This is a genomic window from Agarivorans sp. MS3-6, from assembly GCF_054112545.1.
Map to the genome: position 1 here is coordinate 2,838,146 of NZ_CM134202.1, position 14,856 is coordinate 2,853,001.

At 42.4% G+C, this 14,856-nt stretch carries 14 protein-coding genes and 1 pseudogene; 8 read left to right on the forward strand and 7 right to left on the reverse strand.

Annotation, left to right across the window (positions count from 1 at the left end):
- Window positions 1-24: 24 nt before the first annotated feature.
- Window positions 25-633 carry a LysE family translocator gene (locus tag ACVFI8_RS13105; RefSeq protein WP_248713045.1) on the reverse strand — a complete coding sequence of 203 codons (609 nt, stop codon included), beginning with the start codon at window positions 631-633 and terminating at the stop codon, window positions 25-27.
- Window positions 634-939: 306 nt separating this feature from the next.
- On the opposite strand from ACVFI8_RS13105, the gene ACVFI8_RS13110 reads away from it, so the two are divergent.
- Entirely contained in the window at window positions 940-1,449 is a 510-nt protein-coding gene (locus ACVFI8_RS13110; RefSeq protein WP_457871563.1) for an ABZJ_00895 family protein, read from the forward strand.
- Between the two features lie 20 nt (window positions 1,450-1,469).
- On the opposite strand, the gene ACVFI8_RS13115 is transcribed toward ACVFI8_RS13110, so the two are convergent.
- Entirely contained in the window at window positions 1,470-1,859 is a 390-nt protein-coding gene (locus ACVFI8_RS13115; protein ID WP_457871564.1) for a DUF5522 domain-containing protein, read from the reverse strand.
- A gap of 155 nt (window positions 1,860-2,014) precedes the next feature.
- Window positions 2,015-2,911 carry a LysR family transcriptional regulator gene (locus ACVFI8_RS13120; RefSeq protein WP_457871565.1) on the reverse strand — a complete coding sequence of 299 codons (897 nt, stop codon included), beginning with the start codon at window positions 2,909-2,911 and terminating at the stop codon, window positions 2,015-2,017.
- A gap of 320 nt (window positions 2,912-3,231) precedes the next feature.
- Here ACVFI8_RS13120 and ACVFI8_RS13125 point away from each other — a divergent pair, with 320 nt between their 5' ends.
- On the forward strand, window positions 3,232-5,250 hold the full coding sequence (locus ACVFI8_RS13125) for a methyl-accepting chemotaxis protein (protein ID WP_248713041.1): 2,019 nt from the start codon (window positions 3,232-3,234) through the stop codon (window positions 5,248-5,250).
- A 49-nt stretch (window positions 5,251-5,299) separates the two neighbouring features.
- Here ACVFI8_RS13125 and ACVFI8_RS13130 read toward each other — a convergent pair whose 3' ends face one another.
- Entirely contained in the window at window positions 5,300-7,090 is a 1,791-nt protein-coding gene (locus ACVFI8_RS13130) for a protein-disulfide reductase DsbD (RefSeq protein ID WP_457871566.1), read from the reverse strand.
- Window positions 7,091-7,225: 135 nt separating this feature from the next.
- Window positions 7,226-7,294 (reverse strand): annotated as a pseudogene (cutA, locus tag ACVFI8_RS13135) (divalent cation tolerance protein CutA); the annotation flags it as partial.
- Window positions 7,295-7,510: 216 nt separating this feature from the next.
- Here cutA and ACVFI8_RS13140 point away from each other — a divergent pair.
- On the forward strand, window positions 7,511-8,002 hold the full coding sequence (locus tag ACVFI8_RS13140) for an FxsA family protein (protein WP_248713039.1): 492 nt from the start codon (window positions 7,511-7,513) through the stop codon (window positions 8,000-8,002).
- A gap of 51 nt (window positions 8,003-8,053) precedes the next feature.
- Here the strand turns inward: ACVFI8_RS13140 and ACVFI8_RS13145 are convergent, their stop codons facing one another.
- Window positions 8,054-8,236: a hypothetical protein gene (locus ACVFI8_RS13145; RefSeq protein WP_248713038.1), complete on the reverse strand. Its 183-nt coding sequence runs from the start codon at window positions 8,234-8,236 to the stop codon at window positions 8,054-8,056.
- Window positions 8,237-8,566: 330 nt separating this feature from the next.
- Between ACVFI8_RS13145 and ACVFI8_RS13150 the strand changes: the two genes are divergently transcribed.
- From ACVFI8_RS13150 to ACVFI8_RS13170, 5 genes are all read left to right on the forward strand, one after another.
- A complete protein-coding gene (locus tag ACVFI8_RS13150) occupies window positions 8,567-8,857 on the forward strand; it encodes a co-chaperone GroES (protein WP_248713037.1) in 291 nt (96 codons plus the stop codon).
- A gap of 51 nt (window positions 8,858-8,908) precedes the next feature.
- The gene (gene groL, locus ACVFI8_RS13155; protein WP_457871567.1) at window positions 8,909-10,567 is read left to right on the forward strand and encodes a chaperonin GroEL; all 1,659 of its coding nucleotides are present in this window, start codon (window positions 8,909-8,911) and stop codon (window positions 10,565-10,567) included.
- A 226-nt stretch (window positions 10,568-10,793) separates the two neighbouring features.
- Window positions 10,794-11,984 (forward strand): tyrosine-type recombinase/integrase, encoded by a 1,191-nt coding sequence (locus ACVFI8_RS13160; RefSeq protein WP_457871568.1) that lies wholly within the window; start codon window positions 10,794-10,796, stop codon window positions 11,982-11,984.
- Window positions 11,985-12,203: 219 nt separating this feature from the next.
- Complete coding sequence (locus ACVFI8_RS13165; protein ID WP_457871569.1) at window positions 12,204-12,755, forward strand: hypothetical protein; 552 nt, start codon at window positions 12,204-12,206, stop codon at window positions 12,753-12,755.
- A gap of 64 nt (window positions 12,756-12,819) precedes the next feature.
- Window positions 12,820-13,932 (forward strand): DUF3800 domain-containing protein, encoded by a 1,113-nt coding sequence (locus ACVFI8_RS13170; RefSeq protein ID WP_457871570.1) that lies wholly within the window; start codon window positions 12,820-12,822, stop codon window positions 13,930-13,932.
- Between the two features lie 253 nt (window positions 13,933-14,185).
- Here the strand turns inward: ACVFI8_RS13170 and ACVFI8_RS13175 are convergent, their stop codons facing one another.
- Window positions 14,186-14,389: a helix-turn-helix transcriptional regulator gene (locus ACVFI8_RS13175; protein WP_457871571.1), complete on the reverse strand. Its 204-nt coding sequence runs from the start codon at window positions 14,387-14,389 to the stop codon at window positions 14,186-14,188.
- Window positions 14,390-14,856: the final 467 nt, after the last annotated feature.

The window sequence follows — 14,856 nt, forward strand, 5'->3', positions numbered from 1 at the left end:
ACACGGTTTCAATTTGCTTACCGCTTAACTGTGAAGGCCGAGCAAAGTTCCCATGCCAAGCAGCGTTGTACCGCTAAATCGGTTCACCCATTGCTGATAGCGTTGTAGCTTAATTTGAACCTTATGGTGCGACAATATTCGTACTAAAACATACCAAAGAACGGCCGTTTCTAATAACAGCGCGGCGCCTAAAATCAGCTTATGACTGAGCAGGGTTTCGCTACCAATAAATTGGCTGAATACACTCACCACAAATACCAAGATTTTGGGATTAAGTAAGTTGCAGGCAATGCCACTTAAGAGTACTTTTTTGTTGCCTTTAGGGTGCGGGTTGGCGGCTAAATCGAGTAGCTCTGAACGAGTAAATAGGGTTTTTAAGCCAAGAAATACCAGGAAACCAGCGCCGCTCCAACGAAGTATTTCAAACAGCATTGGTGATTGCTTAATAAGGATAGACAGCCCTGCAATGGCTAAACCAATATGAATACTGAATCCCAGTAACACCCCTAGAACACACCAAGCGGCTTGGCGTTTACCACTACTGGCATGACGTAATACCATCACCATATCGGGGCCTGGGCTTAGCATGCCTAATAGGTTAATCAGTAGTAATGCACTTAAGGCTTCTAACACGGGAGGTCCTTGAAAAATGAGAACAATCGAAAACTGGCGCTAGTCTAATCACTAAAGCTAACTATATATATGGAATTTTAGTGCTTACTAGTATTCCATTTTGGAATTTAATAAGGGCGAGGAAAAGTACGACGCTGGATTCATTAGTTATTGGATTTGTGATCAGGGTAAATAAATCACAAGGCTACATTGATATGGGTTAAAAATAGCCTAAAAGGTGAGTGTTAGGCTTTTAGGCAGTGACTCACTTGGTCACTGGTGCTTTTTAAAGCGACATCTAGTGGTACTCAGCGATAAGGATAAAACATGCAAGCAGCCTCGGTATCGATGAACAAATATATATTGTGGTTTTCGGTGGTGTACCTGTGTAGCTCTGTGCTGTTTGGTTTGGTCGTGTGGCACATGGAATTAGCGTCAAATAGCTGCTTGGGGATATTAAGTTTGATGCTAGCCGCCCTCGTCGCAGTTCAAGTTTTTGTTAAAGACCAAGGGCGCACCTTAAGCCGCGCTGAAATATGGCTGCTGAGTATCTACTCGTGGTTGGTGTCGGTGGTTATTTCTTTGGTCACTGTTGCGGCGGTATTTATTCACTCATTTTATCAAATATACGGCTTACTTTATTGGCTAGATATACGCGCAGAAGCATTGGCATGGTTAACCGAGTTGTCAATTGATTTACACGCGCTATACGCCATTATTACCCTGGTTTTGCTGCTGTTTTTTGGCGTCACGCGTTTAGCCTATGGCTTGGCGAATCTAGCCTTTAACAAACACAACCCGTTATTGGGCGCGAACAGAGTGGCTGATAATAAATAGCGTGTAATAATGGTTAAGGCCTATTGAGGGTAGGGGCAATGCTTGCAGCCGTTGCCGCAACAGCTGCCACGCTTTAAGTGGTACCAAGCACTAAACACCATTAAGCCATCAACCATAGTGTAATCAATGTGCGCTTGTAAGGCTGCCTCGGCTTGATGATAACGGGCTGCTTGTTCAAGCATTTGTCGGTGCGGCGTGTTTGCTATTAGCTCCTGCAGCTTTTCACCCAGTTTTTTAGATAAACAGCTCGAACAATAACAGGCGCGTTGCTGCATATCAGCGCTTACCGGTAATAGTGCCGGCATGCTCATGCACCAGCAATCGATGTCGGCGCTGCAGGCTAGCTCTGTGCCACAGCTGGGGCAGTTTGAGGATAGTTGTTGGTTTTCTCTATTCCTGGTTTTACTCATACATTGCCCCTCGTTTGATTTACTGTTTATTAAAAACTGTTTTGCTGGCTGGCTTAAGCTAGGCATTACCATTCACCCGTTCTAAAAAGCCAGCGAAACCCGCAACCAGGAAGGATTAAACAAAGCATTATCGTAGTCTCTTAGCCATTAATCACTTAAGCCATTGCTTTATGGATCTGTTGTCTAAACCAACTATGAGCAGGATCATGATGATTGCGATGGTGCCAAATTAATGAATACTCAAAATCGTTGGCATCAAAAGGCAAGGCAACCATGGCCAATGGTCTTTGCTTCACCAGTTGCTGAGCAATCTTGGCTGGCAGGGTCAATATAAAGCGGGTCTCGCATAAAATTTGAACGGTCGCAGGATAAGAAGAAGCACTAAATTGAATTTGTCTCTGTAGGCCTTGTTTGGCCAAGTAGCGGTCAATATGTGAGTTTTTGTCAGCGCCAGTAGTAATAATAGCGTGGGGATAACGGCAGTAATCACTCACAGTAGCTTGCGGTAACGCTAAATAAGGGTGTTGCTTATGCATTAAACACACGAGGTGATCGGTGCCTAAGGTAGTGGCATGTAATTCGGTGCTATCTTGTGGTGGCAAGGTCATGCCTAAGTCTACTTCACCACTGTGCAGCAAGCGGTTGGTAGTATGGTCCCAGTTGCAAAGTTCAATGTTTAGTTGGGGGGCTTGCTGATAAATTCCGCCTAATACTCTTGGTAGTAAGTGCTCGCTAACGTAGTCTGAGGTGGCAATACAAAAAGTACGTTGGCACAGGCTGGGCTCAAAAGCTTGTTGGTGCAACAAGTTTTCTACGGCGTCGAGTAAAGGGGCGACTTGCGCCTTAAGCTCTAAGCCTTTTGGCGTGGCTTGCAGTTGACCCTTTACTCTTACCAAGAGTGGGTCGCCAAACACTTCACGCAACTTGGCTAGGTGTTTACTCATCGCCGATTGGCTCAAGTGCATTTTTTCGGCTGCGCGAGTCACACTTTGTTCTTGTAAGAGGTAATAAAGGGCACTAAGCAGATTTAAATTAATTTTACCGAGCTGCATTTAGCGTTCCATTGGCGATTTTTAGCCTAGCTTACTTGGCCTTAGCTACACTGTATAGCGCGCAGTGAAGATCTGTTATATCACTCATCGTTATGTTTTTTTCTAATTGAGTTTTTTCACGTTAATTTTGCTTTGGTGAGCGCAATCACTGTTTTGTTTGTTAACAAGATTTTAACCTTCACTATTTTATAGCTTGGCTCCCGAAAGTGAATTTTCATAACCTCTGATCTGGAAAACATAATGATTATTAACTAGCCACATCGTTATGATGTAAGCGCTTACATATGGAAGTGATAAACAAATTTAGAAGTGAGAAATAGATGTTATTACTGAAAAAATTATCAATAACCCAATTGATTTTGGCAACCTTTTCACTGTTATGTATTGTTGTTCTCGCGCTAGGTTTAGTGGCATGGAAGCAAATGCAGCAGGCCGAGACAACGATGGGGGAAGTTATCACACAGGCTTTTCCATTGATGGAGCAAACCAACAAGCTCGACCGCAGTTTAGCGGCGGTTGACCAGGTTCTTAACCAAGCTATTCAAGAGCGTGACGGGCAACGAGTTAATCAGCTTATTCAAGATTATCAGCTGCGGGTGGCAGACTACCATGAGGCCGAAGCAGGCTTAGTGAATTGGTTAACAGAACACGGCGTTGAAAGTGAAAGCTTTAGCCAGGTTCAAGAGCAAAACCAAGCCCTCTTTGAAGATGCCGAAAGCTTATTGGAACTTCACCAAGATGTCATTTCTAGTAGCGCCTCATTAGCTGAGCGTACCGCCACTTTCCAAGGAATATCACTGCGAATCAACTTGTTATTAGGTCAGCAGTTTGATGAAAATGACACCGGTGTATTAAAGCTGATGTTAGAGGCGGTAACTAACGATTTATCGGCTATGCAATTGGCTACGATCAACGTCCTTAATTCATCTGATCCCAGAGAAGTGTCGAAACTGATATCGGAAAACCGCGAGACCAAAGTATACGTTGAAGAAGACTTTGGCGAGTTTGCTATTGCTAAAGAGTTAAAAACCGCCAGCGGCGAACATGAGTTAGTAACCCAAGTTCCGTGGTTATTGGATGAGTTAACAGCCTTTGGCGGCTTACTAGGCCAATACCAACAGTATTTGATTAAGCAGTTTAAACTGATGAAGTTGAAAGATTCTATTTCTCAGCAACTTGATGCGGTACAGGCTAACTTAAATCTGCTCAACGCAGAAAGCCAGCAAGCTACCGAGCAACAGATTGAAGATGCTTCAGCGAGTATCTCAACGTTAATTAGTAGCGGCGCGATCGTGATTCCTCTCACGGTATTGTTTTGCCTCGTTATGGGACTGGTTATTCAACAGTTAATTAAAGCGCCACTTAAACAAATTATCCTTACCTTAAAACATCTAGCCGAAGGGGATTTAAGCCAGCGTTGTGCCTACGAGAGTGGTAATGAATTTGGTTTACTGAGCAGCCAACTTAATCAGGTAATCAATCAGCAACGTGATACGGTAACGATGATTAGAGATAAAAGTGAAGCGCTAGGGCAGGCTTCTACAGTTAACCGCGAGCATGGTAACGAAATGCTCAAACAACTTGATGAGCAGCGCAGCCAATGTATTACCGTGTCGGCGGCTATGACAGAGATGGAGCAAGCCATTCAAGATGTGGCTCGCCGTGCTGAATCTGCAGCCCAAGGTATGCGAGAAATTGGCGATAGTACTCAGCAAGGGGTTACCTTAACTGAAAATGCTTTGGAGAATAATCAAACATTAGCCAGTAACATTGCTAGCTCAACAGATCGGGTGAAGCATGTTGTAGAGAGTAGTAATGCTATATTTGGCATCTTAGAAGTGATTGAAGGTATTACTCAGCAAACTAACTTATTAGCGCTAAATGCTGCCATTGAAGCGGCGCGTGCCGGTGAGCAAGGCCGAGGTTTTGCGGTAGTGGCCGATGAAGTAAGACAGTTAGCTCAGCGTACCGCTTCTTCTACCACTGAGATTCAAACTATGATCGGTGGTTTACAAGAAGATACTGAACTGGCCGTTAAAGAGATTGAATTATGTAACAAGAGTATGGAGTTAAATGCCAGTAATGTGACGGCGATTAATAGCCAAATTCTTGAGATAAATACCCATATAGAACGCTTGTCACTGTTAAACGAAGAGATTAGCGTGGCTACCAGTCAACAGCAAACGACAGCAGTAGATGTGTCTTGCAGTATGGAAACAATTTCTAGTGCGGCGCAGCAAAACTTAACCGTGGTAACTGAACTTAATCGCTCGAGTGATGATTTGGAAGCGGTTGCCAAAGAGCAAGTGGGCTTGGTGCAAGGTTTCAAATTTAGCTAGTGAGATGGGTTAATAATAAAACCACCGAGAGGTGGTTTTTTTATGTCTGTTATAAGCCGTTTAGTATGAGGTGAGCATTAAAAGCTTCTGCATTCATAAAGCCAGTGACCCTAGCTTGGTGCAACTCCTCGCCTGCGGTGTTAAACAGTAACAAAGTCGGTAAGCCTAGCACTTGGTAATGGCTAAGCAGTTTGATGGCGGTAGCGTTGGTTTTAGTGACATCGGCTTGCAACAACACCATTTCAGCTAATTGTGCCGCTACCACGGGATCATGAAAGGTTTCTTTTTCAAAGGCCTTACAAGCGGTGCACCAGTCTGCGTAGAAATCAACTAATACAGGTTTGCCTTGAGCGGCTGCGGCATCGAGCTGCTGTTGCATTTCTGCAAGGTTAGCGACTTGAATAAACTCACCCTGTTTTAGGTTTGCAGGGGGGCTAATTAGCGGCTGAACGACCCAAAACAAGGTCAGCGCCATGATGGCGAGCAAGCAGAGTTGACGAACGGTTTGCCAAGCACTTAAGAGCGTTAGTCGGTTTTGGTGATAGTAGTAAGCACTTGCACCTATTATTAGGAGAGCCCAAAGTGCGCGAACCAACAGCTCTGAGATAAAGCGCTCAAGCAATATAATGGCGACGGCTAATAACATCACCCCAAAGAAGCTTTTTACATGTTCCATCCACACGCCAGCTTTAGGTAATAAGCGGCCACTGCTCGCCCCAAGCATCAATAAGGGTAAGCCCATGCCCAAACTCAAGCTGTATAAGGTGATTGCGCCTAGTGCGATGTTACCGCTTTGGGCTACATAAATGAGTACGCCCGATAAGGGCGCTGCCGTACATGGTGAGGCTACCAAGCCTGAAATCATGCCCATAATGGCCGCTCCAGACATCGAACCAGTTTGTTGCTGGTTACTGATCCCGTTAAGTTTTTGTTGAATAGAGCTCGGCAGCTGCAGCGTAAATACCCCAAACATTGATAAGGCTAACACAACAAACAGGAGTGCTAGGCTGGCCAAAATGACCGGATGTTGTAAGGCCGCTTGAAACTGCAAACCGGCGCTAGCAACGACTAGGCCCAGTGCGGTAAAAGTGAGAGCCATACCTTGAACGTAGGCCATCGACAAACTAAATGCGCGCTTGCTGCTGAGCTGTTTACCCGAGCCGGCGATGATGCCCGTGAGTATCGGGTACATAGGAAATACACAAGGGGTGAACGCTAAACCAATACCTAGCGCAAAAAACAACAATGTATTTAACCACATGTTGTTATTGGTAAGGCGATCAGCCAGCACCCATTGCTGGCTGATAGGCACTGAGTCGACATTTTTTTGTTGATTAGTGGTGGGGGCTTCGGCCGTATCTACAAGCTTATTGGTGTCGTCAGAGACCGTTAGGAATACTTGTTTGGTTTCGGGTGGGTAGCACAGGCCTGCTTTAGCGCATCCTTGGTAGCTGACTTCGATTTTGTTGGCGTTATCAAGCAGCGATAAGGGAATAGCGAACGTGATGTCCTCAGGGTAAATCGTCACTTCGCCAAAGTAGGGGTCATTATAAGGCTGCCCTGGCGGTAAGTAAGTGCTTAGCTCAATTGCTTGTTGATTGACCGTGATGATGAACTGCTGTTGGTATAAGTAATATTGGTCAGCGACTTGCCAGCTTAAATGTAGTTGCTGGTCTTGTTCTAGATAGTTAAAAACAAATGCGCTATCTACCGGCAAAAAATCAGCCACGTTGCTGCTAGGAGAAGTGTTTAAACCGGGCAGTTGATCTAATAGGTTTTCCGCCTGAGCGCTTAGGCTTAAGCTTAAGGCAAATAGTAATGTAAAAATTGGTTTAGCCATGTGAGGTTTTCACTCGCTCCTTGTTTCAATTGACAGCGCAATAGCGTCAAGACATCTCTAGGGATATTACTGCTGCAAATAACACTGTAATGGATTTAACCACCGAAAAAGAGTGTTAATCTGCAATTACCGCTCTTATCTGGTGTCTATTTTTTCTTGCCAGCGATAGATAGACCCGAGTTGTGGCAAAATGTTAACACAAGCTGCGCGTTTTTTTTAAGCGGCGGAGCAGCAAAGCGCTGAGCTGAGTCCATACTAAAGACGTTAGGTATTACACACTAGGGTTTGAAGAGATATAGAGGCTGATTATTTGTGCAGCAATTGGATTTAGACCTTTAAATTTGCTAGCAAAGCCCTCATATTTTAGTCTTAGTTGATGAAGCCTTTATTACGCTTCGCCATTACCAGAGGATTTACGCCTTGTTTTTATATGTATTTTTATTATTTGCGGGCCTGTCATACGCTGAAATTTATGTGTTAATTCAGGTGGGTAGCCAAATGGGAGCGCTAAGCGCAATTGCTCTCACTATCTTAACCGCCTTGGTCGGAGCATCGTTAGTTCGTAGCCAAGGGTTACAAACAGCATTTCAAGCTCGTACCGCCATGGAGCGAGGCGAAACGCCAGCTCAGCAAATGATTGAAGGCTTAATGCTAATTGTTGCTGGTGCAATGTTAGTGATGCCAGGTTTTATCACCGACTTTTTTGGTTTAATGATCCTATTACCGCCACTACGCGCTTTGCTCGCCTCCCGCGTTTTAAAGTCACAAATGTTGAAAATGCAATCGGTGAAATTTCAAACGCCACCAGGTGCTGGAGCTGATGTTAAAGATGCTAACCCTCTTAAAGGAGGAAACGTAGAAGATAAGCCCGGTAACACCATTGAAGGTGAGTTTGAAAGAAAGGACGACTAAAACGAAAAAAGAAGGGCATGCGCCCTTCTTTTTTAGAAAGTTTTCTTTCTTTTAGTGTTTGGTGGTAACCACTCGAGGGTTTAAGCCCTTACTCGTAGACAGAAAAGAATCAAACTCGTCGGAGCGAAGATGTTCTTCAGCTTCTTTAAAACTACCTTGAAATGGTAAGTAAACCGTTTTTTCTTTAGTAAGAAATCCGCTTAAACGCTCAAATGCAATATAGATCTGCTGCATGCTAAGATGCTCCCGCTGTTACGCTAAATAGAACCAATCTTCTGTTATCAGCTTGTTGCCAATTTGTTGGTATATTTATCTTGTTAGACCAGTAAGTGTGATCCTGCTCAAATCTTTATTTGGTTTCAAGTCTTTTTTGTAAAATTTGCTACTGAAAATGTTTTCATTTTGATATTGGGTAAGTTTTTGAGATAAAAAACTGAAAATTTTTTGCTCTGCCCCCTTGTATGCGCCTGTAATGACCCCCATCTTATTTGCAAGATTAAGTTTGTAACCGTCGGTTACAGACCTATAAATGAAACTAGATTGTTTTTTTAAGGAGAGATGGCAATGAATATCCGTCCGTTGCATGACCGCGTTATCATCAAACGTAAAGATCAAGAAAGTAAATCAGCTGGTGGCATCGTGCTTACAGGCTCTGCAGCAGAAAAATCAACCCGTGGCGAAGTTCTCGCTGTAGGTAAAGGTCGTATGCTTGAAAACGGTACGCTACAAGCGCTAGACGTTAAAGTTGGCGATACCGTTGTATTCAATGAAGGATACGGCACCAAAACTGAAAAAGTTGACGGTGAAGAAGTACTGATCATGTCTGAATCAGACATTCTGGCAATTGTAGAATAATCTCCCTTTTTCTTTATTAAGAAAAAGCTGAACACATTTTAGGAAAAAATCATGGCAGCTAAAGACGTATTATTTGGTAATGATTCTCGCGGCAAAATGTTAGCCGGCGTAAATGTTCTAGCAGACGCAGTAAAAGTAACGCTGGGCCCTAAAGGCCGCAATGTAGTGCTAGACAAATCTTTCGGCGCACCGACTATCACTAAAGATGGTGTATCTGTGGCGAAAGAAATTGAACTTGAAGACAAGTTTGAAAACATGGGCGCGCAAATGGTGAAAGAAGTTGCTTCTCAAGCCAACGAAGCCGCCGGTGACGGAACAACTACCGCAACTGTATTGGCTCAAGCCATTGTAAGCGAAGGCCTTAAGGCAGTAGCTGCAGGCATGAACCCAATGGATCTTAAGCGCGGTATCGACAAAGCGGTAATCGCAGCAGTAGAAGAACTTAAAGGTTTGTCTGCACCGTGTGCTGACACTACAGCCATTGCTCAAGTAGGTACTATTTCTGCTAACTCTGATGCCACCGTGGGTAACATCATTGCAGAAGCAATGGAAAAAGTAGGCAAAGAAGGCGTAATTACTGTTGAAGAAGGCCAAGCGCTAACTGATGAGTTAGACGTAGTTGAAGGTATGCAGTTTGATCGCGGTTACCTATCTCCTTACTTCATCAACAACCAAGAGAATGGCACGGTTGAATTAGACAACCCATTCATTTTATTGGCGGACAAAAAAATCTCTAACATCCGTGAACTACTTCCTTTGCTAGAAGCGCTAGCTAAAGCAGGTAAGCCTTTGCTAATTGTTGCTGAAGATGTTGAAGGCGAAGCCTTAGCAACATTGGTAGTAAACAACATGCGCGGTATTGTTAAAGTATCTGCAGTTAAAGCGCCTGGTTTTGGCGACCGTCGTAAAGCCATGTTACAAGACATTGCTATTCTAACGAACGGCACTGTTATCTCTGAAGAAGTTGGCCTAGAGCTAGAAAAAGCGACTTTAGAAGATTTGGGTACTGCTAAGCGTGTTGTTATTTCTAAAGACAACACCACCATCATTGATGGCGTGGGTGAAGAAGCTGCGATTCAAGGTCGCGTAACGCAAATTCGTCAACAAATCGAAGATACCTCTTCTGATTATGACAAAGAAAAACTTCAAGAGCGCGTAGCTAAACTAGCTGGCGGTGTAGCGGTGATTAAAGTTGGCGCTGCAACTGAAGTTGAAATGAAAGAGAAGAAAGACCGCGTAGAAGATGCCCTAAACGCAACTCGCGCCGCGGTTGAAGAAGGCGTAGTGGCCGGTGGTGGTGTTGCACTAGTACGTGCAGCCGCTAAAGTGACTGAGCTACAAGGTGATAACGAAGACCAAAACGTAGGTATTCGCGTAGCCCTTCGCGCTATGGAATCTCCGCTTCGCCAAATCGTAACTAACGCAGGCGAAGAAGCCTCTGTGGTTGCTAACAAGGTGAAAGAAGGTACTGGTAGCTTTGGTTACAATGCTGGCACTGGTGTATACGGTGACATGCTAGAGATGGGTATTCTTGACCCAACTAAAGTAACCCGTTCAGCGCTTCAGTTTGCTGGCTCGGTAGCTGGTTTGATGATCACCACTGAATGTATGATCACTGATAAGCCTGAAGATAAAGCTGCTGGTGGCGCCCCTGATATGGGCGGTATGGGCGGTATGGGTGGCATGGGTGGCATGGGCGGCATGATGTAAGCCTCCCCTAACCATTTCATAGAAACCCATAAGGTTTCAGAAGGTCCGTAAGGTATTGCTTTACGGACCTTTTTTTATGATCGTATTTTTCAGGATGTGTCATGTGATGTCATAAAGCGTCAAAATTGGTGGGGTATAACGTGGGGTACGGCCTGTAGCGAGCTTTACTTTTTTTTGATATATTTGAAGTTGTACCCCATTTTATACCCCAGGAGGACCATGGATTATGGCGCTTACAGCATTAGAGGTTAAGTCGATATCTTGCCCAGCGGGTAGAGATAGCATAAAGAAACATGACGCTAATGGATTGTTTCTATTAACTAAATCTAGTGGTTCTAAGCTTTGGAGATTACGCTACAAATACGCCAACAAGCATCAAGAAATGGCGTTAGGGAAATACCCCATTGTTTCTTTATCTGAAGCAAGGGATTTAGTTAAGAGGGCTCATTTATTGTTAGCCCAAGGCGTCAATCCGATGGATGAACGACGTGAAGCTAAAAAGAAGGCGAACTCACCAGAAAAAGCGTTTGAATGGGTTGCTATGCAGTGGTGGGAAAATCAAAAAGCAGGGTGGTCAGAAGATCATGCGAAAAGAATTAAGCGCTGGCTAACGAAAGATGCTAAAGAAATTGGTCATTTAGCTCTTGATGATATTGATGCTGCTCATATAACAAATTTAATGCTCTCTATTGAAGCTGCGGGATCCCCAAAGAAAGCTCCGATGATTTTATCTATAATAAAGAGAGTCTTCGCTTATGGTTTATCTCATCGATTAACTAGCAATAATCCTACACAAGGTATATCGCTAAGGGACATTATCGCACCTTTACCAAAAGTTCAGCACCGCGCTGCTATCACCGGCAAAAAAGAGCTGGCCGCGTTAATAAGAGATATTGATCAAGACCGTTCTAGCGGGTACTGCACAATAGAGGCTCTCCGACTCATTCCAAGGTTGTTCTTAAGACCAAAAGAGATCCGATTTCTAAGATGGGAGAATGTTGATTTAGAAAATAGAATCATTCGAATTCCTGCCCAAGATATGAAGTGTGACAGAGAACATTTAGTTCCCCTTGCAAAGCAGGTGGTGAAACACTTTGAGAGTATAAAATCAGTCACTGGTTACTCAAAGTTTGTGTTCCCAAGCGAGTTGGATAGTAATAAACCTATTAGCAAAAATGTATTGGGAAATCGGCTTAGAACACTAGGTTACTCCCCTGATATTATGTCTGCTCATGGCTTTAGGAGCACAGCATCAACATTACTGCACGAGCAGGGGTGGAAACATGACGTTGTTGAAGTGCAACTTGCTCATCTAATCGGCTCGGCTACTGCCAGAGCGTATAACCGTGCATTGTATTTGAAGAAGAGAAAAAAAATGATGCAGAAATGGGCGGATTACTTAGATTCACTCAAATAACCCGATGTCTGGTAAATCCTAAGAACTCTCGGCACTTTCCGGGTTCTAAGAAACGGTTAACCGTAACTCGAAATTGCCCCTTTTCCTTTTAGAGCAACTAATCACGCTACACCTAGTTATCTATATTTGACCAAATTTTCCTAATGCATCAATATGATTATCCATATGACATGCTTCTATCACAGTAGCTATTCAAAGTGTTAAACGATAGGAGGTAGCTTGTTGGACTTAAACCGTGTGGAAATGTACTTTTATGCTGTCTTTGCTTTAATTTTAGCAATGAAGGTGGGTATTACATTTGAATCTCTATCACTTAACTTCGGCGTAGTAACTGTTAATAATGTCACGGTGCCTAAAGTAGAGCTGATTACTCAATTAGTAGCGATTATCCTTGGCTTTGCGTGTTGTATTTTTAACTGGAAAGTACTTAAAAATGAACAGAAAAAGATATCGCAGTCACACTCTAGACTAATTGATTATGTTAACCAAAAACTTCAAGAGACAACTGGTAACAAAAGAGATCGTATATCAAAAGCGATTTTACTAGGCTGGTCACAGCCTACAGTTAATACAGGTGCTTGGACATCATATCGTTCAGCAAGAAAAGAGGTGGTAGTTCAAATTCCTTTGGAATTACTAATCGCAGTAAAACTTGAGTCTTCATTTTTAGCTTTAGTCAAAACGATATTTTGTTGGCTAGTTCCTTGTTTTACTACGATTTCACTGATTGTTGTCATTTACCAAAACGTTATACGAATGCAGGTAGTCTAGAAATAAAAATAAACAGATAAATATCTAAATTGACCTTCTTTGTGAATTGAATAAGGGGAATGAAATGGATATCAATGAGCTTAGAGAGATGCTCATCCAGCATAATGCTCTTAAAAATACTGATGAAGTCTATACGTTTTATTATGATGAAACGAATAACATCCGAAAACTATATTTAAAAGATTCTGGTTTTAATGTTAACAAGACGGATAATTTCATCCTTGCAGGCATACTGCACAAAGGGTTAAGCACTGGCAGTGATTATTCAACTCTATTTAAAATGCTTAATCTTCAAAAAAGCGCCCAAGAGCTAAAGCTCAAGCATATTGCAAAGGGTGATTTTTTGGATATGCTTAAATCTGATAAGCTTTTAATTATTCTAAACTGGCTCATCGAAAACAAATTCTACATTCATTATTTTAATCTTAATATCATATACTGGTCTATTACTGACATTATTGATTCTATTATTGGCGAGTTACATAATCCTTTTTATATCATGCATCACATGTCACTTAAGGGCGACTTTTATGAGCTTGCCAATTGCAATTCTGATGTTTTTATTAATGCTCTACATGAATTTAACTATCCAGATATTCCAGAAGAAAAAGCTCATAAGTTTTGCCTATGGCTTATCGATTTTACATGCATGCACAGTTGTATGCTGTCAGATTTTCGAGCGAATGTACTCGAGAATTTGGTTAAAGAATCTCTGAGAATCGAAGATCTACCGTTCATATCGGGATTTCATGGTCGAGTACTGATCGATAGCTTTATGGTATTTTATTTAAGAAATCTGTATCTATTTAAAAATTCCATTCACATATTTGATGAAGAAAAAAGTATTCAGGATGATGTTAAAGATTTCCCGTTAACTGATAATGGCATGCCAATTCAGAATCATGAATTCGTTACATCCCACAACTCAGAGGGTGTTCAACTATCTGATGTTATCGCAGGCTTTTTAGGTAAGTATTTTTCTTACTTAAAAGATGTAAGTGACGAGCAATTAGTGCTTGATAAGGCAAGCTTAACTAGCAAGCAATTTAAGACGCTTTTTGCGTTAAAACACATTATTGATGTTTCAGACGATGTTAGCAGAGGATTTTTTAATGTAGTTAGCAGCGAGGGAGAGCAACGAAGAAATAACCATTTTCTACATGGTGTAAATTTGTAAGGGTTAAAGTCTGCTTTTGGAACAAAACAGAGTGTCAGGTTTTGTTTAGCTTTAAAATGAAAGTGTCAGATAGAGTTGTGATCTGCACCTTTGAACCTAGACATAAAGCTAACGACTTTCCATACCTGTCGTTATTTATTATTTTCTAAATTAGCAAAGTTGCTAACAAGGTTTTGTCCAAAAGAAAGTTAACAACCAATCCTATGTGCTGTTAACTTTCTATGGAACGTTTTTGTAGTGATGAAAGTAACGGCTAGACGCGTCCTAGATCTTTCCGCCACTGCTCAACTTCCTCCTTTTTCCAGGCAATTCGTCGTGCGGATAAACGTACTGGTTTCGGAAACTTGTTTGCACGGTATAGACGGTAGATTGTTGAATAACTCAAACCTGTTTCTTCAACTACCTGTATTTTGTTTAGCAATGAACCATAGGGAGTTATAGTCATGTAGCTCTCCATTTTTTGTGTACTCCCTACTTATCAGTTTAATGTTTTTAGCAAATCTGCAATTATTTATATACCGTTTAGGAATATAAAACCTATTTTTTATATCTATTCGTGCGGTGATTTTCGCGCTTGTCTCTAACTTTGTTTGTCGGTTTATTTGATCCGCTACATGTGTCTTCCTAGGCTTGCATCACCAATATCAGCAGGTGTGTATTTTAGGTATACCCATGTGACCACATTTGTCACATGTCGACTTTCGTATTCAATAGGGTCTAGTTCACTGAAATGATTACAGCGTCTCGTGAAATCTAGAATCAAATGAATATGGAGCACTGTTATGGAAAGCCAAAATGTGGGGGTATCCGAGTTAGTACAGTAGAGCAAACGAGTTACCGGCAGCTGCATGGTATTTCACTGGATACCGATTGCGAATCGTTAACCCAGATATTGCTGACAGTCAGTGATATGTCGGCTAAAAC